Origin of the sequence: Gordonia phthalatica (assembly GCF_001305675.1) — a bacterium.
Taxonomy (GTDB): Bacteria; Actinomycetota; Actinomycetes; order Mycobacteriales; family Mycobacteriaceae; genus Gordonia; species Gordonia phthalatica.
This window is the reverse complement of record NZ_CP011853.1, coordinates 4,337,756-4,360,457: the sequence shown is the minus strand read 5'-3', so window position 1 is coordinate 4,360,457 and position 22,702 is coordinate 4,337,756. Positions and strand designations below refer to the sequence as shown.

Annotated in this window: 20 protein-coding genes; 10 read left to right on the top strand and 10 right to left on the bottom strand. The window is 68.3% G+C overall.

What is annotated here, in order from left to right; translation table 11 throughout:
* Positions 1 to 2: 2 nt before the first annotated feature.
* Positions 3 to 1,616 carry a glycerol-3-phosphate dehydrogenase/oxidase gene (locus ACH46_RS20400; RefSeq protein ID WP_082399842.1) on the bottom strand — a complete coding sequence of 538 codons (1,614 nt, stop codon included), beginning with the start codon at positions 1,614 to 1,616 and terminating at the stop codon, positions 3 to 5.
* The gene (locus ACH46_RS20395) at positions 1,613 to 2,230 is read right to left on the bottom strand and encodes a TetR/AcrR family transcriptional regulator (RefSeq protein ID WP_062394684.1); all 618 of its coding nucleotides are present in this window, start codon (positions 2,228 to 2,230) and stop codon (positions 1,613 to 1,615) included. The genes ACH46_RS20400 and ACH46_RS20395 overlap by 4 nt, the downstream gene beginning before the upstream one ends.
* Before the next feature lie 40 nt (positions 2,231 to 2,270).
* Between ACH46_RS20395 and ACH46_RS20390 the strand changes: the two genes are divergently transcribed.
* A complete protein-coding gene (locus ACH46_RS20390) occupies positions 2,271 to 3,869 on the top strand; it encodes an FAD-binding oxidoreductase (RefSeq protein ID WP_062394682.1) in 1,599 nt (532 codons plus the stop codon).
* Positions 3,866 to 4,777, top strand: coding sequence for a diacylglycerol/lipid kinase family protein (locus ACH46_RS20385; protein ID WP_226995700.1), 912 nt, complete (start codon positions 3,866 to 3,868; stop codon positions 4,775 to 4,777). The genes ACH46_RS20390 and ACH46_RS20385 overlap by 4 nt, the downstream gene beginning before the upstream one ends.
* A 15-nt stretch (positions 4,778 to 4,792) precedes the next feature.
* Here the strand turns inward: ACH46_RS20385 and ACH46_RS20380 are convergent, their stop codons facing one another.
* Genes ACH46_RS20380 through ACH46_RS20370 form a run of 3 tightly spaced genes read right to left on the bottom strand, consistent with a single transcriptional unit; the run spans position 4,793 to position 7,034 of the window.
* Positions 4,793 to 5,689: an NADP-dependent oxidoreductase gene (locus ACH46_RS20380; protein ID WP_062394681.1), complete on the bottom strand. Its 897-nt coding sequence runs from the start codon at positions 5,687 to 5,689 to the stop codon at positions 4,793 to 4,795.
* 53 nt (positions 5,690 to 5,742) lie between these two features.
* Positions 5,743 to 6,096 (bottom strand): MerR family transcriptional regulator, encoded by a 354-nt coding sequence (locus ACH46_RS20375; protein ID WP_062394679.1) that lies wholly within the window; start codon positions 6,094 to 6,096, stop codon positions 5,743 to 5,745.
* Positions 6,096 to 7,034 (bottom strand): quinone oxidoreductase family protein, encoded by a 939-nt coding sequence (locus tag ACH46_RS20370; RefSeq protein WP_062394677.1) that lies wholly within the window; start codon positions 7,032 to 7,034, stop codon positions 6,096 to 6,098. The genes ACH46_RS20375 and ACH46_RS20370 overlap by 1 nt, the downstream gene beginning before the upstream one ends.
* A gap of 36 nt (positions 7,035 to 7,070) precedes the next feature.
* Between ACH46_RS20370 and ACH46_RS20365 the strand changes: the two genes are divergently transcribed.
* Positions 7,071 to 8,372, top strand: coding sequence for a TrpB-like pyridoxal phosphate-dependent enzyme (locus ACH46_RS20365; RefSeq protein WP_062394675.1), 1,302 nt, complete (start codon positions 7,071 to 7,073; stop codon positions 8,370 to 8,372).
* A 64-nt stretch (positions 8,373 to 8,436) separates the two neighbouring features.
* Here ACH46_RS20365 and ACH46_RS20360 read toward each other — a convergent pair whose 3' ends face one another.
* Positions 8,437 to 8,697, bottom strand: a complete 261-nt coding sequence (locus ACH46_RS20360; protein WP_062394673.1) for a metal-sensitive transcriptional regulator — start codon at positions 8,695 to 8,697, stop codon at positions 8,437 to 8,439.
* Positions 8,698 to 8,809: 112 nt separating this feature from the next.
* Between ACH46_RS20360 and ACH46_RS20355 the strand changes: the two genes are divergently transcribed.
* The 5 genes from ACH46_RS20355 (at position 8,810) to ACH46_RS20335 (ending at position 15,642) form a co-directional block, all read left to right on the top strand.
* Positions 8,810 to 10,987 (top strand): MMPL family transporter, encoded by a 2,178-nt coding sequence (locus ACH46_RS20355; protein ID WP_082399841.1) that lies wholly within the window; start codon positions 8,810 to 8,812, stop codon positions 10,985 to 10,987.
* 161 nt (positions 10,988 to 11,148) lie between these two features.
* Complete coding sequence (gene gndA, locus ACH46_RS20350) at positions 11,149 to 12,597, top strand: NADP-dependent phosphogluconate dehydrogenase (RefSeq protein ID WP_062394670.1); 1,449 nt, start codon at positions 11,149 to 11,151, stop codon at positions 12,595 to 12,597.
* Between the two features lie 157 nt (positions 12,598 to 12,754).
* A complete protein-coding gene (gene argG / locus ACH46_RS20345) occupies positions 12,755 to 14,170 on the top strand; it encodes an argininosuccinate synthase (RefSeq protein WP_062394668.1) in 1,416 nt (471 codons plus the stop codon).
* 191 nt (positions 14,171 to 14,361) lie between these two features.
* A complete protein-coding gene (locus ACH46_RS20340) occupies positions 14,362 to 14,652 on the top strand; it encodes a hypothetical protein (RefSeq protein WP_062394662.1) in 291 nt (96 codons plus the stop codon).
* Between the two features lie 81 nt (positions 14,653 to 14,733).
* Entirely contained in the window at positions 14,734 to 15,642 is a 909-nt protein-coding gene (locus tag ACH46_RS20335) for a DnaB-like helicase C-terminal domain-containing protein (RefSeq protein WP_062394660.1), read from the top strand.
* 21 nt (positions 15,643 to 15,663) lie between these two features.
* Here ACH46_RS20335 and ACH46_RS20330 read toward each other — a convergent pair whose 3' ends face one another.
* Positions 15,664 to 16,257, bottom strand: a complete 594-nt coding sequence (locus ACH46_RS20330; RefSeq protein ID WP_062394658.1) for a hypothetical protein — start codon at positions 16,255 to 16,257, stop codon at positions 15,664 to 15,666.
* A gap of 109 nt (positions 16,258 to 16,366) precedes the next feature.
* Between ACH46_RS20330 and ACH46_RS20325 the strand changes: the two genes are divergently transcribed.
* Positions 16,367 to 17,365, top strand: a complete 999-nt coding sequence (locus tag ACH46_RS20325; RefSeq protein ID WP_062394656.1) for a BadF/BadG/BcrA/BcrD ATPase family protein — start codon at positions 16,367 to 16,369, stop codon at positions 17,363 to 17,365.
* Between the two features lie 272 nt (positions 17,366 to 17,637).
* Complete coding sequence (locus tag ACH46_RS20320) at positions 17,638 to 19,344, top strand: transposase (RefSeq protein ID WP_062391563.1); 1,707 nt, start codon at positions 17,638 to 17,640, stop codon at positions 19,342 to 19,344.
* Positions 19,345 to 19,605: 261 nt separating this feature from the next.
* On the opposite strand, the gene ACH46_RS20315 is transcribed toward ACH46_RS20320, so the two are convergent.
* The 3 genes from ACH46_RS20315 to ACH46_RS20305 are packed head-to-tail and all read right to left on the bottom strand — an operon-like array spanning position 19,606 to position 22,683.
* The gene (locus ACH46_RS20315; protein WP_062394654.1) at positions 19,606 to 20,784 is read right to left on the bottom strand and encodes a cation:proton antiporter; all 1,179 of its coding nucleotides are present in this window, start codon (positions 20,782 to 20,784) and stop codon (positions 19,606 to 19,608) included.
* A gap of 56 nt (positions 20,785 to 20,840) precedes the next feature.
* Positions 20,841 to 21,890, bottom strand: coding sequence for a DUF475 domain-containing protein (locus tag ACH46_RS20310; protein WP_062394653.1), 1,050 nt, complete (start codon positions 21,888 to 21,890; stop codon positions 20,841 to 20,843).
* A 58-nt stretch (positions 21,891 to 21,948) separates the two neighbouring features.
* The gene (locus ACH46_RS20305) at positions 21,949 to 22,683 is read right to left on the bottom strand and encodes an MSMEG_1198 family transcriptional regulator (RefSeq protein ID WP_062394651.1); all 735 of its coding nucleotides are present in this window, start codon (positions 22,681 to 22,683) and stop codon (positions 21,949 to 21,951) included.
* Positions 22,684 to 22,702 lie beyond the last annotated feature (19 nt).

Genomic DNA, 22,702 nt, shown 5'->3' with positions numbered 1-22,702 from the left:
GCTCAGTCCACGGACCGGGCGAACACCTTCTCCGCCAGCGGCCGGGCAGCCTCCGCGACCAGAGGCGTCAACGACAGCCGCGTACGTCGCTCCAGCAGGTCGTCGACGTCGACGGCGCCCTCGGCCAGCGCGCCGAAGACCAGCTCCGCGCGGGTGATCTCGGTTCCGGGGGCCACGCGTTCGGCGAGTGCGGGATCGGCCTCGCCGAGTGCCACGACCGCGGGCGCCTCGGTGCCGTACTTGGCGACGAGTCGGTCGGGCGCCGCGACGCGCGCCAGCGCCGCAGTCGGGTTCTTGCCCGCGGGCGCGCCGACCAGCGGCAACGTACGCGTGCGGCAGGGGTTTGCAGTCTGGCCGGAGGCTTCGAGGGCGGCGTCGACGGCGTCCTCGGCCATCCGGCGGTAGGTGGTGAGCTTGCCGCCGACAACGGTGACCAGGCCGTCCGGGCGAGTCAGGACGGCGTGCTTGCGCGACACGTCAGACGTCTCGCCCGCACCGGAGTCGAGCAGCGGACGCAGGCCGGAGAAGGTGCCGAGGATGTCGTCGCGCGTCAGAGGCGTGCCGAGCGCGAGGTTGATGGTGGCGAGCAGGAAGTCGATCTCGCTCTCGTCGGCCCGCGGGACGTCGGGGATCTCGCCCGAGGTCTCCTCGTCGGTCAGGCCGACGTACACGCGGCCGTCGGGCTGCGGGAGCGCGAACACGTAGCGACCGAAGTGGCCGGGCACCGCGACCGTGAGGCCGGCGCGAAGACCACCGAAGGTGTCCTGGCTGAAGACCAGGTGGGTGCCGCGGCTGGGGCGCAGCGCGATGGCGGAGTCGACCTCCGCCGACCACACGCCGGTCGCGTTCACGACCGCCTTGGCCTGCACCTCGAAGGTCTGGCCGGTCAGTTCGTCGGTCACCCGCACCGAGGTGCCGGTGACGTCGCTCGCGCTCGCGTGGGTGAGGACGGTGGCGCCGAAACCTGCTGCGGTACGGGCGATGTCGACGACGAGGCGGGCGTCGTCGTTCAGCTGGCCGTCCCAGTTCAGGAGCCCGCCGCGGAGGCCGTCGCGCTGCACGGTCGGTGCCAGTGCCGCGACCTCGGCTGCGCCGATCCGGCGCGAGCGATGCAGCGTGGACGACGGCGTGCGTGCGGCCATGCGGAGGACGTCGCCCGCCATGAAGCCGACGCGGGTCAGCGCGGTGTCCGCGGCCTTCATGCCGGGCAGGAGGGCGACCACCTGTGGGAGCGGCCGGACCAGGTGCGGGGCGATCCGGCAGATCAGCGAATCCCGTTCCACCGCACTCTCATACGCGATGCCGACGGCACCGGACGCGAGATACCGGAGGCCGCCGTGCACCAGCTTCGACGACCATCGGCTGGTGCCGAAGCCGAGGTCTCGGCATTCGATCAGAACGGTGGACAGGCCACGCGAGACCGCGTCGAGTGCGACGCCGGCACCGGTGACGCCGCCGCCGATCACGACCAGATCGACTGAGGGAGAGGCGGTCAGGCGCTCCAGATCGGCGGTGCGGCGGGCCGCGGACAGCATCGTCGACGGATCGACCGCGGGATGTGCGGCGAGCAGTTCGGCCGGGTTCGAGGACGGGGAGTTCGGGATATGCGAGGTCATGGGCGCAGGTACCTTTCGAGCAGGTCGGAGAGTTCGGAGTCGAGGGAGCCGAGGTCGCCGTCGGCGAACACCGGGCCGGTCAAGGCGAACGACCACGCCATCTGAAGGACGGTGGTCGCGAGTCGCTGGGCGTCGCCGTCGCGGATCTCGCCCGCGTCCTGACCGGCGAGGATGAATCCGGCGATGACGGTCAGTTGTCCGCGTGACGTCCGCCCGGTGCGGTGCAGCAGGTAGGGCATCAGGAACTCCGGATCGAGCTCGATGATCCGTCGCAGCAGAGGGTGTGCGCGGGCTTCCCGAACCAGGTAGACGACGGTCTGGACCAGGGATGCGCGATCGACGACGCCGTCGGCGATCGGTGCACCCGCGACGACCTTCTCGAACTCCCGAGTGGTGACGGTGGCCGCGATGGCCTCCACGTTGGGGAACCGCCGATACAGGGTGGCCCGCGAGACGTCCGCGGCACGCGCGACGTCGGCCATCGTGGTCCGCCGGATTCCGATGGTCGACATCAATTGCGTTGCGGCATCGAGGATCACGTCCTCCGGGATCGCGTTCGCGGCCGTCCGTTTCGAGGAGGCTCTCTCGCCTTCGTTGATCTGCTGCGACACCATGTGTATAACTGTATCAGCAAAGCTCAACGGAAGGCGAGAAATGACGCAGAGCGAAACGACCGTCGAGGTCGTCGACTTCGTACCCGGCCGCTGGGGCAACCCGGCCGACCCGATGCACCTGTCCGACTCGGTGATCGGCGCGCTCACGATGCTCGGCATCAACGAGCCCGCGCCCGCCCCCGTCGACGTCGTCGTCCCCGCGACGCGCCTTGGTGCCGACGCGCTCGCCGCCCTCGAGGGCACCGGCGCAGCCGTTGCCACCGACGACGACACCCGACGGTCGCGGATGCGCGGCTTCTCGACTCCCGACCTGCTGAAGTTCCGCGAGGGCGACGGCACCGACGCACCCGACGCCGTCGTCGCGCCGACCACGCAGGAGCAGGTCGCCGCCGTCCTCGCCGTCGCCGATCAGCACGACCTCTCCCTGAACCCCTTCTCGGGCGGCACCTCGGTGACCGGCGGCATGATGCCGGAGCGCGAGCGTCCGGTCCTCAGCCTGGACCTGCGTCGTCTCACCGGGCTGATCGACCTCGACGAGGTCTCCCAGATCGCGACCTTCGCCGCGGGCACGCGTCTCCCGGAGGCCGAACGCCTCCTCGCCGAGCACGGCTTCGAACTCGGGCACTTCCCGCAGTCGTACGAGGGCGCCACGATCGGCGGTTGTGCCGTCACGCGCTCGGCGGGTCAGTCGTCCATCGGTTACGGACGCTTCGACGACATGGTCGTCGGGCTCACCGTCGCGACGCCCGTCGGTCTCGCCGAGATCGGCACCGCGCCCAAGTCCGCCGCCGGCCCCGATCTGCGTCAGCTGATCCTCGGCAGCGAAGGCGCGTTCGGCGTCGTGACCACGGTGCGCGTCCACGTGCACCCGCTGCCCGCGGTCCGCCGCTTCTACGGCTGGCACTTCCCCGACTTCGTCGCCGGCGAAGCCGCCATGCGCACTCTCGCGCAGAGCGCCGTGAAGCCCACGGTCCTGCGTCTCTCGGACGAGGCCGAGACCGGCCTCAACCTGGCCAACCCGTCGAGCGCGGGCGCCGCGTCCGCCGGCCCCGTCGGCGGCTGCCTGATGGTTGTCGGATTCGAGGGCGACGAGGCCGACGTCGACTGCCGCGACGTCTACGTCACCGCGCAGCTGGAGAAGCTCGGCGGCACCGCCCTCGGCACCGAGCCGGGCGAGGCCTGGCGCGTCGGCCGCTTCCGCGGCCCGTACCTGCGCGATCCGCTGCTCGACGCCGGCGCGCTGGTCGAGACCCTGGAGACCGTCACCTTCTGGAGCAACCTCGACCGGCTGAAGGCCGACGTCACCGCCGCCATCACCGGTGCGCTCGGCGATCAGGGCACGCCCGCCGTCGTCATGTGCCACATCTCGCACGTGTACCCGACCGGTGCCTCGCTTTACTTCACTGTCATCGCGAAGGCGCTCGAGAACCCGCTCGAGCAGTGGGCCGCGGCCAAGAACGCCGCGAATGCCGCCATCCGTGCGGCCGGCGCGTCGATCACGCACCACCACGCGGTCGGTACCGACCACCGCGGCACCTACCTGGAGGAGATCGGCGACGTGCAGCGCAGCGCCCTCCGCGCCGTCAAGGACGCACTCGATCCCAACGGGCTCCTGAACCCGGGGATCCTGCTGCCGTGACCGACACTCCCGTGCTGCCGCCAATCACGGCGGTGGTGAACCCCATCTCCGGTGGCGGCGCCTCGCATCAGCAGTGGCCTGCCGTCGCCGCCGAACTGGAACGCCGTGGTGCCACGGACATCTCGGTGATCGAGTCGCAGTCGTCCGAGCACGCGACCGATGTCGCCGCCGGCTCGGCGGCGCGGGGTGCACTCACCGTCGCGGTCGGAGGCGACGGGCACGTCCGCGACGTCGCGCGCGGTGTGCTCACCGTTCCCGGCGCCCGGATGGGCATCGCGGCGGCCGGCCGCGGCAACGACCTCGTGCGTCACCTGGGCCTGCCGTCGGACCCGACCGAGATCGCCGCGGTCCTCGCCGCGGGCACCGTGCGGCGGATCGACGTCCTCGATGTGACCCGCGCCGACGGCACCACCGCGCTCGCCGTCGGCAACGTGTACGCGGGACTCGACTCCGAGGCCACCGAATTGATCAACGAGATCCGCTGGATGGGCCCGCTGGCCTACCGCGTCGCACCGGTGCTGACCGCCGCCAAGTGGAAGCCGATGCGCATCGCGCTGTCGGTCGACGGAGTGTCTCGCGAGATGTCGGCGCACTTCGTGGTGATCGCCAACTCCGGCGACTACGGCCACGGCCTCCGGATGGTGCCGACGGCCTCGGTCGACAGCGGCCACCTCGACGTCTTCATCGTCGACGGACGATCTCCTCGACTGAGCCTCGCGGCCCTGATGAGCCAGGCGAAGGCAGGCGGCGCCCACCAGCACCGCGACGACGTCGAGATCATCACCGGCTCCCGCGTCGAATTCTCCATCGACCGTCCGATCCCGGTGCATTCCGACGGCGACTACCTCGGCGAATCGCCGGTCACGGTGTCTCTGCGGCCGAAGGCGTTGCCGATCCTGGTGCCGTAGGGGCTACTCCCGCGCTCAGGGGCGCAGCAGGATCTTGCCCGGTGAGTGACCGCTTCGACTGTGCGAGAAGGCGATCGCGGCGTCGTCGAGCGGCAGGATCTCGGCGATTCGGACGGTGAGTCGGCCGGCCGCTGCGAGTTCGACGGTCCGCTCCAACTCGTCGGCGGGATGGTCGACCCACGGAATGCCCGCGGCCGTCGAATACCGATCGCCCCAGACGGTGACTGCTCGCCGCATCGTTGGGAGCAGGTGTGTCGTCGCCGCGACGGGGTCGGGCCCACCGACCGCATCGGCGACGGCGGTGACATCGCCGAGGCCTTGCACGGCGTCGATCAGGTCCGGCCCATAGGCGACCGGCTCCGCGCCGATCGACCGCAGGTAGGCGTGATTCGCGGGCGACGCCGTGCGGATCACCCGAGCACCGCACGCGACCGCGATCTGCACGGCCGCGGCGCCGACGCTCCCGGCAGCGCCGTGAATCAGCACGGTGTCCTCGGCCGTCACGCCGAGGTGATGGATCAGGGAGTATCCGGCGACACCGGACGACGGCAGACCGGCAGCCTGCTCGGGGCTGACCGTCGAGGGTCGTGGCACCACCAGCCGCGCGTCGACGACCAGGTGCTCACGGTACGAGCCGCCGCGCGGACCTGCGATCACCGGATCTCCGACCGCGAAGGCGCGAACCCGCGGCCCCACGGCGTCGACGATGCCGGTCGACGCCCACCCCGGCACCGCGGGACGTCGAAGCGCGTCGCCGAAATGGCCCGCGGTCATCTTCCAGTCGATCGGGTTCACACCGATCAGCTCGGTGCGGATCCTCACCTGGCCGGGGCCCGGCTCGACGACCGGGCCGTCGACACGGCGGAGGACTTCGGGGCCGCCGTACTCGACGAATTCGATTCTCTTGCTCATGGCGCCCGACGCTAAACCCTCACAGTGGTGTGAGAGTCAAGTCCGAGAGCGGCTCAGCGGTGAGGGCTGGCGGAGATCACCGATTCCAACGCGTCGACGGATGCGCGCAGGGCGTCGATCCGCTGCAGCATGCCGTCGCGTTCGGCGACGAGGGTCGACAGCAGGTCCGGGCACGTGAGCCCGAGCCCGTCGTGCAGGCGGAGGCAGGGGAGGACCCGCTCGATCTTCTGCGTGCTCAAGCCCGCTGCCAGCAGGGACTGGATGCGCTGTACCGCCACCACGTCGTCGGCGGTGAAGACCCGGTAACCGCTGGGCAGTCGTTCGGGGTGAAGCAGTCCCTGTTCCTTGTAATACCGAATCGACCGCACGCTCACGCCCGACTGTCGCGCCAGTTCGCCGGTCCTCATCAGGGAACCAGCACCACCTTCCCGCGTGCTCCGCCCGACGACACCAGGCGCAGCGCCTCGACGGCGTCGTCAAGGGGGAAGGTGCGGGCGATCGGAACGACGAGCTCGCCCGTGGCGAGAAGCTTCAGCAGCTCACCGCGAACCCCGTCGCGATAGGCGGCGCTCGCCGGCGCCGCTCCCGACAGCGCGACGAAACCGTGCTCGGCGGCGGCCTTCCGATCGGCGACGGTGATGATCCGCGAGCGGTCGTCGACCAGGCTCAGCGAGACCTCGGTGGCCTCGGCGGTCCCCGCGGCGTCGAGCGCGGCGACCACCGGTGCGGGAGCGGCCTGCTGCACCCGCTTGACGAGCCCGTCTCCGTAGACCACCGGGATCCCGCCGAACTGCTCCACCGCGTCCTGCCGATCCGGTCCTGCCGTCCCCACGACCGCCACGTCGCTCAGTGTCGCCAGCTGCAGGAAGATCGCGCCGACCGCACCCGACGCGCCGTGGAACAGGACCGTGTCGCCGGCACGCGCCCCCGAACGTGTCAGCATCTCCGCCGCGGTGCACCCCGCCAGCAACAGGCCGGCCGCCTGGTCGTCGGGGACGTCGGAGCCGAGCACGAAGGCCTTCTCCGCGGGAATCGTCATCTCCGTCGCGTAGGCGCCGTGCACGCGGAACGCCGCGACGCGGTCGCCGACCCGAACACGACCGCTCGCCGCGCGGGTGTCCGGGCCGACCGCCGTCACCACACCCGCCAACTCGTAGCCGATCGGGACCGGGAAGGCCGCCGGGTCGGTGATCCGCGCGACGTGCTTCAAGTCCGCCGGATTCACCCCGGCCGCGGTGACCCGGACCGTCAGCTCGCCGAGCCCAGGATCAGCCACGTCGCACGGCACCGCCGCGAAGTCGTCGAGTCCGCTCGTGCCGTTCGCCACCCACTTGATGCCCGTCATGTGACGCACAATACGTCGCCCATTACTGTGACCTGCATGACAAGCAATGTTGACGCTTCCAACCCCGATCTGGTCACCGTCGATGTCCCGACCCACTGGTACAACCTCGCTGCCGAGCTCGACGAGCCGATCCCGCCGCACCTGCACCCCGGAACCAGGGAACCGGTGGGCCCCGAGGATCTCGCCGCGCTGTTCCCCTCGGGCCTGATCGCACAGGAGGTCTCGACCGAGGCGTACATCGAGATCCCCGAGCCCGTCCGCGAGATCTACAAGATGTGGCGGCCCTCCCCGCTGTTCCGCGCCCGCAAGTTCGAGGAGGCGCTCAACACCAAGGCGCGCATCTACGTGAAGTACGAGGGCGTCAGCCCCGTCGGCAGCCACAAGACCAATTCCGCTGTCCCGCAGGCGTATTACAACAGCATCGACGGCGTCAAGAAGCTGACCACCGAGACCGGCGCAGGCCAGTGGGGCAGCGCACTCTCGTTCGCGGGCGCGCAGTTCGGGCTCGACGTCGAGGTGTGGCAGGTCCGCGCCTCATACGACTCGAAGCCCTACCGCGGCTTCCTGATCCGCACCTACGGCGGCACCCTGCACCCCAGCCCGTCCGACCTCACCGAGGCCGGCCGCGCGATGCTGGAGAAGGACCCGAACACCACCGGCAGCCTCGGCATGGCCGTGTCGGAGGCCGTCGAGGTGGCCGCTGAGAACGACGACACCCGCTACGCCCTCGGCAGCGTCCTCAACCACGTCGTCCTCCACCAGAGCGTCATCGGTCTCGAGGCCGTCGACCAGCTCTACGCCGTCGAGCCCGGCGGCGCCGACGTCGTCTTCGGTTGCGCCGGAGGCGGTTCCAACCTCGGTGGTCTCGCCTTCCCGTTCATCCGCGAGAAGTTGCAGGGTCGCTCCACCCCGCGCATCGTCGCCGCCGAGCCCGCCGCCTGCCCGTCGATCACGCAGGGCGAATACCGCTACGACCACGGCGACGTCGCGGGCCTCACGCCGCTGCTCAAGATGCACACCCTCGGCATGGACTTCGTGCCCGATCCCATCCACGCCGGTGGCCTCCGCTATCACGGCATGGCGCCGGCCCTGAGCCACACCGTCGAGTTGGGTCACGTCGAGGGCGTCGCGATCGCACAGCACGCGGCGTTCGACGCCGGCGTCACCTTCGCGCGCACCCAGGGCATCGTCCCCGCGCCGGAATCGACCCACGCCATCGCAGCCTGCGCCGCCCATGTGGCCGGCAGTGACAAGGAGGAGGTCGTGGTGATCGGACTGTCCGGACACGGACAGCTTGACCTGCCCGCCTATGCCGAGTTCCTCGACGGAGGTTTCTGACTCGGAAGACTGCCAATCGCGCCCCCTCAACGGAACCGGTTGAGGGGGCGCGCTTCGTGTGCTCTCAGGCCATCGAGAGGAACAGCTTCTCGAGCTTGGCCTGGTCGACGTTGTCCGGGCCCTCTTCGATCAGGCAATGCCGCAGACCGGTGGCGACCAGGGCGTAGCCACCCCGGCCGATCGCCTTGTTGACGGCCGCGAGCTGGGTCAACGCGTCTTCGCACTCGGCGCCCTCCTCGAGCATCCGGATGACGGTCGCCAGGTGACCGTGCGCGCGACGGAGTCGGGTGAGAACGGGCTTGAGTTCGTCGTCGGGTAGTTGCATGTCGTCGGCCCTTTGCCTTGTCGAGTCTGGTCACACCACTATTGCACAACCCCCCAGGGGGATGCTACGTTCGCCCATCAGGAACCCCCTAGGGGGATGATTGAGGAGTGATATGAGTACGTCAGTGAATACCGACGACGTCCCGGAGTCGCCGGACGTCGCCCCATCGCCGACGGCGGGAAGGCGGCATGGGCCGCTGGCGCGGCTCGGTCTCTGGGCTACCGCGCACGGCCGGTGGGTCGTCGCCGTCTGGGCGCTGCTGGTGGTGGGTCTGGGTATCTTCGCGCCCTTCGTCGAGCAGAACCTGTCGGGTGCCGGCTGGCAGGCCGACGGATCCGATTCGGTCGCTGCGCGAGACCTCGCCGTCGAACACTTCGGCGGCCAGGCATCGTCCGCGATACAGGTGGTCCTGAGTTCGGACCGGCCGCTCTCCGAAGGTGACGGACCGCGCGTGCTGTCGGAGGTCACTGCAAAGCTCACGGCCGACCATCGGATCAGCCAGGTGATCGCCCCGATGCCTGGTGCGACGCTCTCCCCGGATGGTAAGACCGGCGTCGTCCTGGCCGGTGCCGGTGTCGACACCAACGAGATGGTCCGTGCTGCAACGGATCTGACTCCGGTGCTGCAGGACCTGTCCACCGGCGCCGTCACGGTCGCCCCGACTGGCGCGTCGGTGCTGTGGTCGGACTTCAACTCGGCGAACCTCGAGGCGATGCTGACCTCCGAAATGATCTCGTGGCCGGTGACGCTCGGCATCCTGGTCTTGGCCTTCGGCGCCCTGGTGGCCGCGGGTCTTCCGTTGCTGTTGACGCTGGCCGGACTGATCGCGTCCGCGGGCGTGCTGGTGCTGGTCAATGCCCTGGTTCCGGTGTCGATCTGGGCCATGAACTTCGCCATGATGTTCGCGCTCGCACTCGGTATCGACTACGCACTGTTCATCGTCGTTCGCTTCCGCGCCGCGCGCATGGGGCAGAAACTGACGATGAGTACGGCGATCGCGCAGACCATGGATACGGCAGGCAAGGCCGTGCTGCTCTCCGGCGTCACCGTCCTGGTGTCGTTGTCGGCGGTGATGCTGGTACCGTCGCCGTCGTTCCGCTCGATGGCGGGCGGGATCATGATCTCCGTTCTCTTCGTTCTCGCTGCCACGCTCACTCTGCTGCCCGTCGTGTTGGCGAAGCTCGATCACCGCATCAACAAGTTCTCGTTGCCGTGGTCGAAGACGGCCGAGCATCGGTCGCCTCTCTTCGAACGCTGGGCCGAGCGTCTATGGCGTCAGCCGCTGCGCTGGGGTGGAGCCGCCCTGGTTCTGTTGGTGGCCCTGGCGATCCCGTTCTTCGGACTGACCACCGCGATGCCCTCGATCAAGGTCCTTCCCGAGGATTCGAGTGCTCGGGTGGGCTACGACCAGGTCCAGGCCGCACTCGGTGAGGGTGCCCCGGGCATGCTGTCCATCGTCGTCCCCGCCGGCGACGTCGCCGACACGCAGCGGGTCCTGCAACAGGAACCGGGCATCTCGGCGGTCCTTCCGCCGATGACGCCGACCGACGGCGCGGACCTGCGGATGATTCAGGCGGTGCCGACCGTCGACCCGTCCGATGAGACGCTCGGCGACACAGTCGACAGCCTGCGAGCCGCACTCCCCGACGGTGCTCTGGTCGGTGGTGCCGCGGTGGAGAACCTGGACCTGAAGTCACAGCTCGACACGTCGACACCGCTGGTCATCGCCGTGGTGATGATCCTCGGCTTCCTGCTCCTGCTGATCGCGCTGCAAGCCCCGCTGATCTCGCTGCTCGGTACCCTGGTGAGTCTGCTGTCCACGGCAGCCGCCTTCGGTGTGGCGCGATTGATCTTCCAGGAGGGGATGGCTGCGTCGTTCCTCGGTTTCGAGTCGCAGGGCTTCCTCGACGCCTGGGCGCCGGTGTTCTTCTTTGCGATGATCTTCGCGATCGCCATGGACTACACGGTCTTCCTGCTGGCGTCGGCCAAGGAGCACTGGGAGAGGGAGGGATCGGCAAAGGGGGCGATGGTCGGCGCCGTCGCCCACTCGGGCCGAGTGATCTTCGCGGCCGGCGGTGTGATGGTCGCGGTGTTCTTCACCTTCGCCCTCTCGGGCCCGCTGCCGCCGAAGGAGATGGGCGTGATCCTGGGCGTCGCAGTACTGCTGGACGCCTTCCTGGTCCGGCTGGTCCTGCTTCCGGTCGTGCTCCGGTTGACCGGCCGCGCGGCGTGGTGGTCACCGCGGTGGCTGCAGAAGGTGCTGCCCAGGATCAGCTTCGCGCACGACTGATCGGCACGTGATCGGGGAGAGCTCGGCGGGAATTCCCCGCCGGGCTCACCCCGCCGGTCGCGGCGATCGCCCGATGCAGGGACAATCGAACCGGTAGTACTGAAAGCTGGTTGTCGAATCGGGCCGCGCGCCGAACATGCGGGCGGCGGACAAGGAGAGTCATGGCCGAAGCAGGACAGCGTCTCGCGCAGATCGGTGTCACCGGTCTGGCAGTGATGGGCTCGAACATCGCCCGCAACCTGGCGCACCACGGGCACACCGTCGCGCTTCACAATCGCAGCATCGGCAAGACCGACGCGCTCATCGCCGAGCACGGCAGCGAAGGCGACTTCATCCGCACCGAGACCATGGAGGAGTTCGTCGCCGCGCTCGAGAAGCCGCGCCGCGTCCTCATCATGGTCAAGGCGGGCGACGCCACCGACGGTGTCATCGAAGACCTCGCGAACCTGATGGAGCCCGGCGACATCATCATCGACGGCGGCAACTCGCTGTACACCGACACCATCCGCCGCGAGGCCGCCATGGCCGCGCGCGGCCTCAACTTCGTCGGCGCCGGCATCTCCGGCGGTGAGGAGGGGGCGCTCAACGGCCCGTCGATCATGCCCGGCGGTCCCGCCGAGTCGTACGAATCCGTCGGCCCGCTCCTCGAGTCGATCTCCGCGCACGTCGACGGTGTCCCCTGCTGCACCCACATCGGGCCCGACGGCTCCGGCCACTTCGTCAAGATGGTGCACAACGGCATCGAGTACGCCGACATGCAGCTGATCGGTGAGGCCTACGACCTCATGCGCAACGTGCTCGGTATGCCCGTCACCGAGATCGCCGACGTCTTCCGCGACTGGAACACCGGCGTCCTCGACAGCTACCTCATCGAGATCACCGCCGAGGTCCTCTCGCAGGTCGACGCCGCCACCGGCAGGCCGCTCGTCGACGTGATCGTCGACGCCGCAGGTCAGAAGGGCACCGGCCGCTGGACCGTCAAGTCCGCGCTCGACCTCGGCATCCCCACCACCGGCATCGCCGAAGCCGTGTTCGCCCGCGCCCTGTCCAGCTCCACCGCGCAGCGCAAGAGCGCGCAGGGCCTGGTCGCCGGGACGTCGACCGACTTCACGCCGGAGGACAAGGCCGCGTTCGTCGAGGACATCCGCAAGGCGCTCTACGCGTCGAAGGTCGTCGCCTACTCGCAGGGCTTCGATCAGATCAAGGCGGGCAGCGAGGAGTACGGCTGGAACGTGCAGCCCGGCAAGCTCGCCACCATCTGGCGCGGCGGCTGCATCATCCGCGCCAAGTTCCTCGACCGCATCCGCGAGGCCTACGACGAGAACCCGGAGCTCCCCGCCCTGCTGTTGGCGCCGTACTTCCGCGACGCCGTCGAGACCTCCGTCGAGAGCTGGCGCCGCGTCATCATCACCGCGACCGCCGCGGGCGTCCCGGTGCCCGCGTTCGCGTCGTCGCTGTCGTACTACGACGCGCTGCGCGCCGAGCGGCTGCCGGCCGCACTGACCCAGGGTCTGCGCGACTACTTCGGCGCGCACACCTACCTGCGCGTCGACAAGCCCGGCAGCTTCCACACCCTGTGGAGCGGCGACCGCAGCGAGGTCGAGGCGTAGTACCGCCAAGATCAGTCGCGACACGGGCCTCCGAGGGCAATCTTCCCTCGGAGGCCCGTCGTTGTGCTGATCTTTGCGGCAGTCCGCGGCACCGACCTCCACGCGCGCAATCGGACCGGGTTTCGTCAACGCCGGAAGTACTGTTTAAGCTGGACATATGTCGAAGGTTCTGAGCTCATTGCCGAAGGGAGAGCGCGTCGGAATCGCGTTCTCGGGTGGTCTGGATACGTCTGTCGCGGTTGCCTGGATGCGCGAAAAGGGCGCCATCCCTTGCACTTACACCGCCGACCTCGGTCAGGCCGATGAGCCGGACATCGCTTCGGTGCCCGGTCGCGCACACGACTACGGTGCCGAGATCTCGCGCCTCGTCGACTGCCGCGCCGCCCTCGTCGAAGAGGGCCTGGCCGCGCTGCAGTGCGGTGCCTTCCACATCCGCAGCTCCGGCAAGACCTACTTCAACACCACGCCGCTCGGCCGCGTCGTGACCGGCATGCTGCTGGTTCGCGCCATGAAGGAGGACGGCGTCGACATCTGGGGCGACGGCTCCACCTACAAGGGCAACGACATCGAGCGGTTCTACCGCTACGGCCTGATGGCGAACCCGAACCTGAAGATCTACAAGCCGTGGCTCGACACCCAGTTCGTCGACGAACTCGGCGGCCGCCACGAGATGAGCCAGTGGCTCGTCGAGCGCAAGCTGCCGTACCGCGACTCGCAGGAGAAGGCGTACTCCACCGACGCCAACATCTGGGGCGCCACACACGAGGCCAAGACCCTCGAGCACCTCGACCACGGCCTGGACGTCGTGGAGCCGATCATGGGTGTCGCCGCCTGGCGCGACGACGTCGAGGTCAAGACCGAAGACGTCAGCATCCGCTACGAGCAGGGCCGCCCGGTCGCCATCAACGGCGAGGTCTTCGACGACGCCGTCGCCCTGGTCCTCAAGGCCAACGAGATCGGCGGCCGCCACGGACTCGGTGTCTCCGACCAGATCGAGAACCGCATCATCGAGGCCAAGTCGCGCGGCATCTACGAGGCGCCCGGCATGGCGCTGCTGCACATCGGCTACGAGCGCCTCGTGAACGCGATCCACAACGAGGACACCGTCGCGAACTACCACAACGAGGGTCGCCGCCTGGGTCGCCTCATGTACGAGGGCCGCTGGATGGACTCGCAGGCCCTGATGCTGCGCGAGGCCCTGGTCCGCTGGGTCGGCTCCGCCATCACCGGTGAGGTCACCGTCCGCCTGCGTCGCGGCGACGATTACCACTTCCTGAACACCACGGGCCCGGCGCTGTCGTACCACCCGGACAAGCTGTCGATGGAGCGCGTCGGCGACGCCGCCTTCGGCCCCGCCGACCGCATCGGTCAGCTGACCATGCGCAACCTCGACATCGCCGACTCCCGTTCGCGTCTCGAGCAGTACGCCTCGCTCGGCATCGTCGGCGGCGCCACCGCCGATCTGGTCGGCGAGCTCTCGGCCGGCGGCGCGCAGGCCATCGCGGGCGGCCAGCCCGAGGACGCGGCCTCCGAGTCGCTCGACCGCGCGGCCATCGACTTCGGCGTCGACTAGCAGTCATCGACGCGACAGCCCGGATCCCGAAGGGGGTCCGGGCTGTTTCGTCTTTGCCCCTTGCGTCGGCCGCCCCGCGGGGCTACTCTCTGAAATCCACGCCGTGAGCGTGTTTCTCGACAAGTGACACTGAATGATTTCGGGGCCGAACTCTGCCCGAAATCGGATGGTCACAACGAGAGGAGCACAACATGGCAGGTATCGACGATTTCCCCGACGTCACCCGACGGAAGATCCGCGATCAGCGGATGAAGCGTCGCGTGGAGTCCGAGATGGAGTCCATCGCCCGCCGCATCCAACGCAGGCGCGTCCTCGCGTGGGCTGCGAGCGACGACGGCCCGTACCCCGAGTTCGCGGACTCGGTCGCCGAGGCCCGCGCGGAGGTCGAGCTGCTGCTCGTCTCGCTCGGGCCGCTGGTCCTGCTCGACCCCCATCAGATCGACAGCGACCTCAGCGAGCGGTCGTACTTCTCGGACTGGTGACCGGGCCGGTCCCGGGATCGGTAACGATGTCGTACCCCCGTGGTCACATGATCACGGGTCGCAGTGGAGAGTGGAGCAGGCATGGATCAGGACGACATGACGGCGGTGTTCGCGGAGGCAGAGCTGTCGTCAGGCAACACGGTGGTCGACCGTGCGTGGGTCACGCTGAGCGGCTTCCTCGACCGCACCCTCACGCCGATCCCGACGGGGTTCAAGACCATCGACCGTGCACTCGCCGGCGGTCTGCTCCCCGGCAGCCTCACCGTGGTGGCCGGGACCAGCGGTTCCGGAACCACGACCCTCGCGCTGGGGATCGTGCGTCGCACCGTCGTGCACGAGAAGGTGGCGGCGAGCATCGTCACCGTCGACGTTCGTCCCGAGGATCTGATGGTTCGTGCGATGTGCGCGGAAGGGCGAGTGAACCACCGGAAGCTGATGGAGGGCGGCCTCGTCGACGAGGATCGCTTTCGTCTCGCTGAGGCCGGTGCTCTTCTCCGCGAGTCCGAGCTGGAGGTCGTGCGTCCGGATCGGCTCGACGGTCCCGGCGTCGTCGCGCGCGTCCGGTCCGAGATCGCCGCGGGTGCGCGGCTGGTGGTGGTCGACGGCGCCGACCTGATGGGCGGTCGGAATCTGGATGCGCCCGAGTTCGCCGATTGCCTCCGAGACGTCAAGGCCGTCGCCGCTGAGGCGAGCGCGGCGGTTCTGGTGACGGCACGACTACCGCTCGGCCCCACGTTCGCGTACCTCCGCGGCATGCCGACGTCGGTCCACGACACCGGGCCGACCGCCGACTTCATCGATTTGGGTGCCGCGGCCCGCGTCGCTGACGCCGTCGTGATGCTCCACCGCCCGGATCGGTGGGATGCCGACCACTACAGTGCGGGTGAAGCAGATCTGGCGTTGGTGAAGAACCCGGTCGGGACGCCCACCGAGACGACCGTCGCGCACCAGATGCACATCTGTAGGTTCGTCGACATGTTGCGCGGCTGACGTCGGTGGCCGCCCGCGGAATCACTCCGCGGGCGCTTCTTTCTTGGCCGCAATCTTGGCCTGCTTGCTCTTCTCCCGCCGCTTTCCGAGCAGGTAGAAGTCGATGGCCACGCCGATCACGATGCCGATGATGACGCCGATCAGGGTGGCGCCGCGGAAGCCTGGCGTGCCGATGTCGAGAAGCCTACGGCCCATCCGCGCGCCGCTGCCGTCGCCGATCACGATGCCGAGCGTCAACAGGTTCGGTATCAGGAACGCCAGCGACACGACGCCGAGCAGCCACGAGAAGACGCTCTTGGGGCCGCGACCGATGAGCAGGATCGCGATCAATGCGAGGACCAGCGGCACCGCTGCTCCGAGGACGCCGAAGAGCAGGCCGTACGACGTGCCGGTGGCGAAGCTGCCGTCGATCCGCGTCGACATCGATCGCGCCCACCACTCGGGCAGGAACCGCTGCAGGATGTAGTAGCCGATCACCACGACCAACAGGGTGACGATGCCGAGGATCACTTTGGTCTTGGTCGACATCGTCGGCCAGCGGCTGGTCTTTTCCCCGTCGGCAGGCGCGGTCGACTCGGTGAATTCCGGTGTCGCGTCGAACTGTTCGCTGCTCATTTCCCCATGCTTACACAGTCGTGGGGCTTCACGACAGGATCGTTACCGCAGTGAATCCAACGCCGCTGTCCGCGTCCGCTGTGTCGGGCGCTCACAGTACGGTTGGGCCGTGACGGAGGAAACGGGACGAGTCGGCGAGGGCGTTGCCGTCAGCGTCGTCGTCGACTGCGGCGGAACCAGCAGTCGTATCGCGCTGATCGTCGACGGCGAAGAGCGGGCGCGGATCGACGGCGAGGCATCGCTGTCCGGATACCTGGAACCGTCGCGCATCGGCACAGTTCTTCGCAAACTCCTGGAGCCGGTCGAGGAGCGGTACCGCGGTCTCGGGCTCGTCGGCAGCGATGTCGCCGTGGTGATCGCCGCCGCCGGCTTCGTCGACAGCCTGCGCGCCGAGTACCGGGCCGCCGCCGAGTCCGTGGTCGCGGACGCCTTCGGTGGAGCCGTCAGCACGCTGACCTTCGTGAACGACGCCGTCGCGCTGTTCCTCGGTCACGATGCGGACGGGGTGATCGTCGCCGGGACCGGCTCCAACGTCTTGATGCGCACCGCTGCCGGCGGCGTCGTGCAGCGCGGCGGCCACGATTGGGTCGCCGCCGACGAGGGCGCCGGGTTCTGGATCGGGCTCGACGGGATCCGCCGCGTGAAACGGGATGCGGACGACGATCAATGTTCCGCGCTGGTCGATGCCTTCTGCCGGACGTACGACGTCGACGCCGCTGGAATCATCGGACGGTTCCGCGAGCTCGCGGTGGCCGGTCCGCAGATGAAGGCGCAGATCGCGCGGTTCGCTGTCGGAGTGTGCGACGCGGCGGCCGCCGGTGACGATGCCGCGCTCGGGATCGTCGATCGGCAGATCGCTGAGCTCGTCGGCACCGTCGAGAGGGCGATCGGCGCGGCGACGCGTCCGGGTCGCGTCGTCCTGAGCGGGGGAATGATGCGGAACGCGCTCTACGGGGACACCTTCCGGCGGCGCATGGCCGCGGCGGTCGGGGAGATCGACTGGCTTCTCGTCGACGACGGCATGGGAGCGGTCGCCGCGATGGCCGCGCACGGTCCGGGGTGGCCTGCCGCTCTGGGCGGATTCCGGCCGCTGGTCGTCGGTGCCTAGATGATTGATTCCAGGTGATAGAAGGCTGACGTCGGCAGTTCGCCGGGCGAGGAGGCCTGCCCCGTGCCACTGGTCGACAAATGATGCGGCGACCTCCCTCAGGGTGCAGCCAGCCACCCCGTCCGTCCGTGCGCAGTCGACAGTGAGGCCCTACTGCCAAAATCAGGCCGTCTGCGCCTCGCCGAGGGAAAAATCGGGCTGTCGCAGTTTGATTTACGAGGTTTGTCGGTAAATCTGCGTAGAATGTGGTCCTGACCTGCGATAATGGTGGTGTGGCGAAGGATTATCGGGCGGTCGACCGCGATCAGCAGTTTCTGTTGCCTCCGAGCATGCGGGAGTGGTTGCCGGCCGATGATCCGGTCTGGTTGGTGATCTCACTGGTCGACCGCCTGGACACCTCGGGGCTGCATGCGCTGCGTAAGACCGGTGGGGTCGGGCGCCGCGGCTACGACCCGGACATGCTGCTGACGCTGTTGATCTGGGGGTGGGCGCACGGGGAACGCTCGTCGCGGAAGCTGGAGCGCCTGTGCCATCGGGACATCGCCTTCCGCGTCATCTGCGGCGGCGATCCGCCTGATCACGCGACGGTCGCGCGGTTCCGGGCGCAGGCCTCACCGGTGATGCCGGCGTTGTTCACGCAGGTGCTGGCCGCGTGCGCTCAGCTCGGGATGGGCAAGGTCGGCGTGGTCGCCTTGGACGGGGTCAAGATCGCTTCGAACGCCTCGATGGCGAAGAACCGCACCGAGAAATCGTTGGTGAAGGCCCGCGAGGCAGAGGTGGCCGCCTTGCGGGAAAAGCTCAACAAAGCCGCGCGCGAGGCTGATGCCGAGCATGCGGCCAACGACGCCGACGACGATGACAACCAGTCCGTTCCCGACGAGCTGCTCAAATCTGATCGCCTCAAACGCATCGATGCAGCGTTGGAAAATGTTCGGGCATTGAACAAGGCAGCCGAGGACAAGCAGTCCACGCCCATTGATTTCGAGGCCCTCGAAGCCAAGCGGGCCGCCGAGGACGCCGAGCGGGCCGAGTTCGTGACGCAGTGGAAACAGGAGTGGACCAACGGTTCTCGACGTGTTGGGCCCCCGCCGATCGAGATGCGTATCGAAGTCGCTGAAGCCGGCGTGCAGAAGGCTCGTGATCGGCAGCAGGCCAAGATCGATCGGCATGCAGCCAGTGGGTTGGGGCGTCCGCCGTTGCCGGTCGAGGACACCAAGAAGGTCCGTGATGCCTACGATCGCCTCGCCAAAGCATGCGCGGAAACCCACGCCTGGCAGACCCGCCGGGATGCCGAACGGCAGAAGCAGCGCGAGTACAAACAGCGGATATTGACCAATCGGGCGACGAGTAGACCGCATCGCGCCAACACCGACAACCTCGGCAACATCACCGACCCGCAGTCGCGGCCGATGCCGTTGCGGGGCGGCGGCTGGGTGCAGGGCTACAACTGCCAGGCCGTCACCACCTCCGACGGCCTGATCATCGCCACCGGCGTCGGCGACGGCCCGATCGATGCGCCGACGTTCATTCCGATGATGGACAAGGCCGTCAAGGCCGTCGCGATCCTGACCGAACACCGGCCACCCGGGTATGAGGCCGGCCCTGCTCAGATCGGGACCCTGCTCGCCGATGCCGGGTACCTCGCCGAAGACAACCTCACCGCGGCCGGCCCCAAACGGTTGATCGCCACCGCGAAATCACACAAGCTCCCGCGCGACACCAGCGAGTTGAGTCCGCCTGCCAAGAATGCTCCGCCGATCGAGAAAATGACCTACGAGCTGGCCACGCAGGAGGGTCGAGCGCTGTACTCCCAGCGCAGTCACATCGCCGAAACACCGTTCGGGCAGGCCAAGCACAATCTCCGATTCCGGCGATTCACCAGTCGTGGAATCGATCGTGCCGCTTCCGAATTCGCATTCCACGCCTTGGTCAACAACATTCTCAAGGCCATCACCGGAGGGCACCTGGCCACTGCATGAGAGGCCAATGAAGGGACCGGCCACCTCCCGCCGACCGAGTATTCATTCGGCCAGCGGGAGGAGAGCGATCATCGATTTCGAAACTGCGACAGCCCGAAATCGCCGTCGGACAGCCGCAGTCGGCCTGATTTCAGCGATATCGACGGCTGGGTCGCCCGACCTGCTGGCCGCGACGGCGCTCAGGTGTTCGGTCGCCTCTCTTTCGTCGCTGCCCAACGCAGTTGAGTCCGGCGAGAGAGATTTCCACCGGGAACAAACCAGTTAGGTTCGGGCGGGCGCTGCTGCGCGGTCCCGGAGGAACACCGCGATCAGCGGGAAGATCAGCACGGAGAACAGGCCGCCGCCCACGAGGATCGCGGCATCCGCGCTGTCCAGGACGTCCTGCTGCATGCCGATCTCGGAGACGACGACGATGATCGGCAGCCCGGTGGCGCCGAACAGACCGACGGAGATCTTCTCGGACCACGTCGATCCCTCCGGGGCGGCGAGCATGGATGGAATGCCACGGATCACGAGCAGGCCGACGAGGAATGCGGGGATCAGAGCGATCGCGAGCGGCTCGTGCAGCAGCGCCTGAAGGTCGAACTTGATGCCGGTGTACACGAAGAAGATCGGCACCAGGAAGCCGAACGCGACGGCGTCGATCTTCGCTTCGACCGACTGGCGGGTGTCCTCGTCGGCGTCGCGGATCATCAGCCGCCAGAGGATGCCCGCGGTGAACGCGCCGACCAGGATGTCGATGTCGAGAAAGTTGGCCAAGAACACGAGCAGGGTGAGGATCGCGATGACGGCGCGGACCGCGAACTGCGCCGACGTGTGGAGGGTCGCTTCGACGAAGTCGTGCAGGCGGTGATGCGAGGCCCGACTCACCTGGATGAGTGCGAGGACCGCGACGACGACGAAGCCGATCAGGACCAGGCCCGCGGCACCGAAGGATCGGCTGCCGAGGAACAGGGAGATCGCGAAGATCGGACCGAACTCGCCGATCACTCCGATCGCGCCGACGGAATCGCCGAGCGGCGTGCCGAGGACGCCGGAGTCGCGGAGGATCGGCATCAGCGTCCCGAGCGCCGTCGACGCGAGGCTGATGCCGATGATAACGGCACCCAGACCGGGGGAGATGAGGAAGCCTGCTCCGATGCCCGCCGCGATGCTGATCACCCAGCCCAGCCAGGCGCGATGCGCGGTCCGACCGTGCATCGCGGACCGCGTGACCTCCGTGCCGGCGACGAAGAACAGGATGTCCACGCCGAACGTCGACAGATTCGCCAGAACGTCGGACTGCTGAACCCAGTTGAAGACCGAGGGACCCGCGATGATGCCGAGCACCAGCTCGAAGACGAGGATCGGAACCTTGACCCAGCGGGCGACAGCGCGCGTGAGGACCGGGGCCGCCAACACGAGGAAGGCGACGATCAGGGTCGACGCGGAGGAATCCATCCCCGGGATCCTACGGATCCATCAGGTCGAGCGCAGTCCGGGGCGGGCGCGCGCCGTCAGGCGTCGACCGACTCCTGACGGCGGTAGATGAGGCTGCTGACGAATGCGGCGGCGATGAACACGACACCGATCAGCCCGGTGATCACCTCGGGGACCGGCGTGCCGATCGAGTACAGGAGGATCACCGACAGCGCGCCGATGGCCCAGTGTGCGCCGTGCTCCAGGTACACGTACTCGGACAGGGTGCCCTGCCGGACCATGAAGATCGTCAGCGATCGGACGAACAGCGCGCCGATCAGGCCGAGGCCCAACGCGATGATGATCGGGTCCGCGGTGATCGCGAAGGCACCGATGACGCCGTCGAACGAGAACGACGCGTCGAGCACCTCCAGGTAGATGAACAGGAAGAAGGCGGCCTTGCCGGTCAGTTGGACCAGGGCCGACGGTCCGTCGGACTCGCCCTCCTCGTCGACGTGGAACAGGTCGCCCAAGCCGCTGACCACGATGTAGGTGACCATGCCTAGTGAGCCGGCGAGCATCACCGTCGACGTCTCGTCGTCGGGGGCGATGAACACTGCGGTGATGACCAACGCGGTGAGGGCCACCGCGACCGACACCTCCTTCAACCGGCCGACGCGTTTGAGCGGCTCCTCAATCCAGGTGAGCCAGGTGAGTTCCTTGTCCTGGAAGATGAAGCCGAGGAACAGCATCAGCAGGAACATGCCGCCGAACGACGCGATCTGCGGGTGCGCGGCGAGGATGATGCTCTCGTACGTCGCGGAGCCGTCGGTCGGCGGATTCAACGCGAGGTCGAGCGCGTCGACCGGGTTGAGGCCCGCGGTGATCCACACGACCGCCAGCGGGAACGCCAACCGCATGCCGAAGACCGCGACGACGATGCCGACGGTCAGGAACATCTGCTGCCAGAAATGGCTCATCCGGCGCAGGACCGTCGCGTTGATGACCGCGTTGTCGAACGAGAGCGACACCTCCAGAACACCGAGGATCAGCGTCAGGAGGAGCGCCGTGGTCCCGCCGTACAGATAGGCGGCGACGAGCGCCGCCACCGAGATGACGACCGATGTTCCGAAGATGCGAAGGATCACTGGTGGTTCCGAACTGCCATGGGGTAACCGTACGCGGCGGGGAGGGGCAGGGCTGGGATCAGACGTCGGCGTCGAGCACGTCGGCGTGGCCGTTGCGACGACACCAACTGACGAGATAGCGGGCGTGCAGGCCGCACCAGCGGTACACGGACCCCTGGGTGAGCGGCAGCGATTCGTCGTGCTCGTGGCGCGCGACCATGATCGGCCCGAGATAGTGGCTGGTCACCTTGTTGGCGGTGCTGGGTGAAACGCGAGCAGCGGTCGCCAGGGAAGCGTTGTCACTGGCGCGACCTGCGGCGATCGCGCCGGCGAGGCGGCCGGCCGTCGAGCCCCGTCGTCCCTGCAGATGGCTGTACAACGGTTCGGCAGAGTGCGAGGGCGGTGCCATCGGCAGGCGGTTGCCGAGCGCTACAGAGCGGATGGAGTCCATGAACGGGTGCAGACCCGCGGACTTCGGGAACACGCCCCACACCTCTGGGCGGAGGCGTGCCTCGTCGAGGTGGTCGCGCTCCATGGTGTGCCCCTGTGTCGCGAGGATCACCGGTGCGAGACGGTCCACCTCGCGGAGGCGGTCGATGGCGTCGAGCCCGTCGAAAGTCCATTCCATCTGCGGTTGGTTCCAGATGAGGTCGGCGACGACGACGTCGTAGCGGACACGACCGGTGACGGCACGGTCGAACTCGGACTCGGTGGTGGCGACGGTGACTGTCACTTCGGGGAATCCGGCCTCGAGAGGGGCCGCGACGATCCGGCCGAGAGGTGAGGCGATCAGGATGCGCAGGCCGGTGGACACTGGTCAGATTCTACCGAAT

Coding starts and splice junctions, on each gene's coding strand:
- ACH46_RS20400 (WP_082399842.1), bottom strand. CDS start 1,616: ATGACCTCGCATATCCCGAACTCCCCGTCCTCGAACCCGGCCGAACTG.
- ACH46_RS20395 (WP_062394684.1), bottom strand. CDS start 2,230: ATGGTGTCGCAGCAGATCAACGAAGGCGAGAGAGCCTCCTCGAAACGG.
- ACH46_RS20390 (WP_062394682.1), top strand. CDS start 2,271: ATGACGCAGAGCGAAACGACCGTCGAGGTCGTCGACTTCGTACCCGGC.
- ACH46_RS20380 (WP_062394681.1), bottom strand. CDS start 5,689: ATGAGCAAGAGAATCGAATTCGTCGAGTACGGCGGCCCCGAAGTCCTC.
- ACH46_RS20375 (WP_062394679.1), bottom strand. CDS start 6,096: ATGAGGACCGGCGAACTGGCGCGACAGTCGGGCGTGAGCGTGCGGTCG.
- ACH46_RS20370 (WP_062394677.1), bottom strand. CDS start 7,034: ATGACGGGCATCAAGTGGGTGGCGAACGGCACGAGCGGACTCGACGAC.
- ACH46_RS20365 (WP_062394675.1), top strand. CDS start 7,071: ATGACAAGCAATGTTGACGCTTCCAACCCCGATCTGGTCACCGTCGAT.
- ACH46_RS20360 (WP_062394673.1), bottom strand. CDS start 8,697: ATGCAACTACCCGACGACGAACTCAAGCCCGTTCTCACCCGACTCCGT.
- ACH46_RS20355 (WP_082399841.1), top strand. CDS start 8,810: ATGAGTACGTCAGTGAATACCGACGACGTCCCGGAGTCGCCGGACGTC.
- gndA (WP_062394670.1), top strand. CDS start 11,149: ATGGCCGAAGCAGGACAGCGTCTCGCGCAGATCGGTGTCACCGGTCTG.
- argG (WP_062394668.1), top strand. CDS start 12,755: ATGTCGAAGGTTCTGAGCTCATTGCCGAAGGGAGAGCGCGTCGGAATC.
- ACH46_RS20340 (WP_062394662.1), top strand. CDS start 14,362: ATGGCAGGTATCGACGATTTCCCCGACGTCACCCGACGGAAGATCCGC.
- ACH46_RS20335 (WP_062394660.1), top strand. CDS start 14,734: ATGGATCAGGACGACATGACGGCGGTGTTCGCGGAGGCAGAGCTGTCG.
- ACH46_RS20330 (WP_062394658.1), bottom strand. CDS start 16,257: ATGAGCAGCGAACAGTTCGACGCGACACCGGAATTCACCGAGTCGACC.
- ACH46_RS20315 (WP_062394654.1), bottom strand. CDS start 20,784: ATGGATTCCTCCGCGTCGACCCTGATCGTCGCCTTCCTCGTGTTGGCG.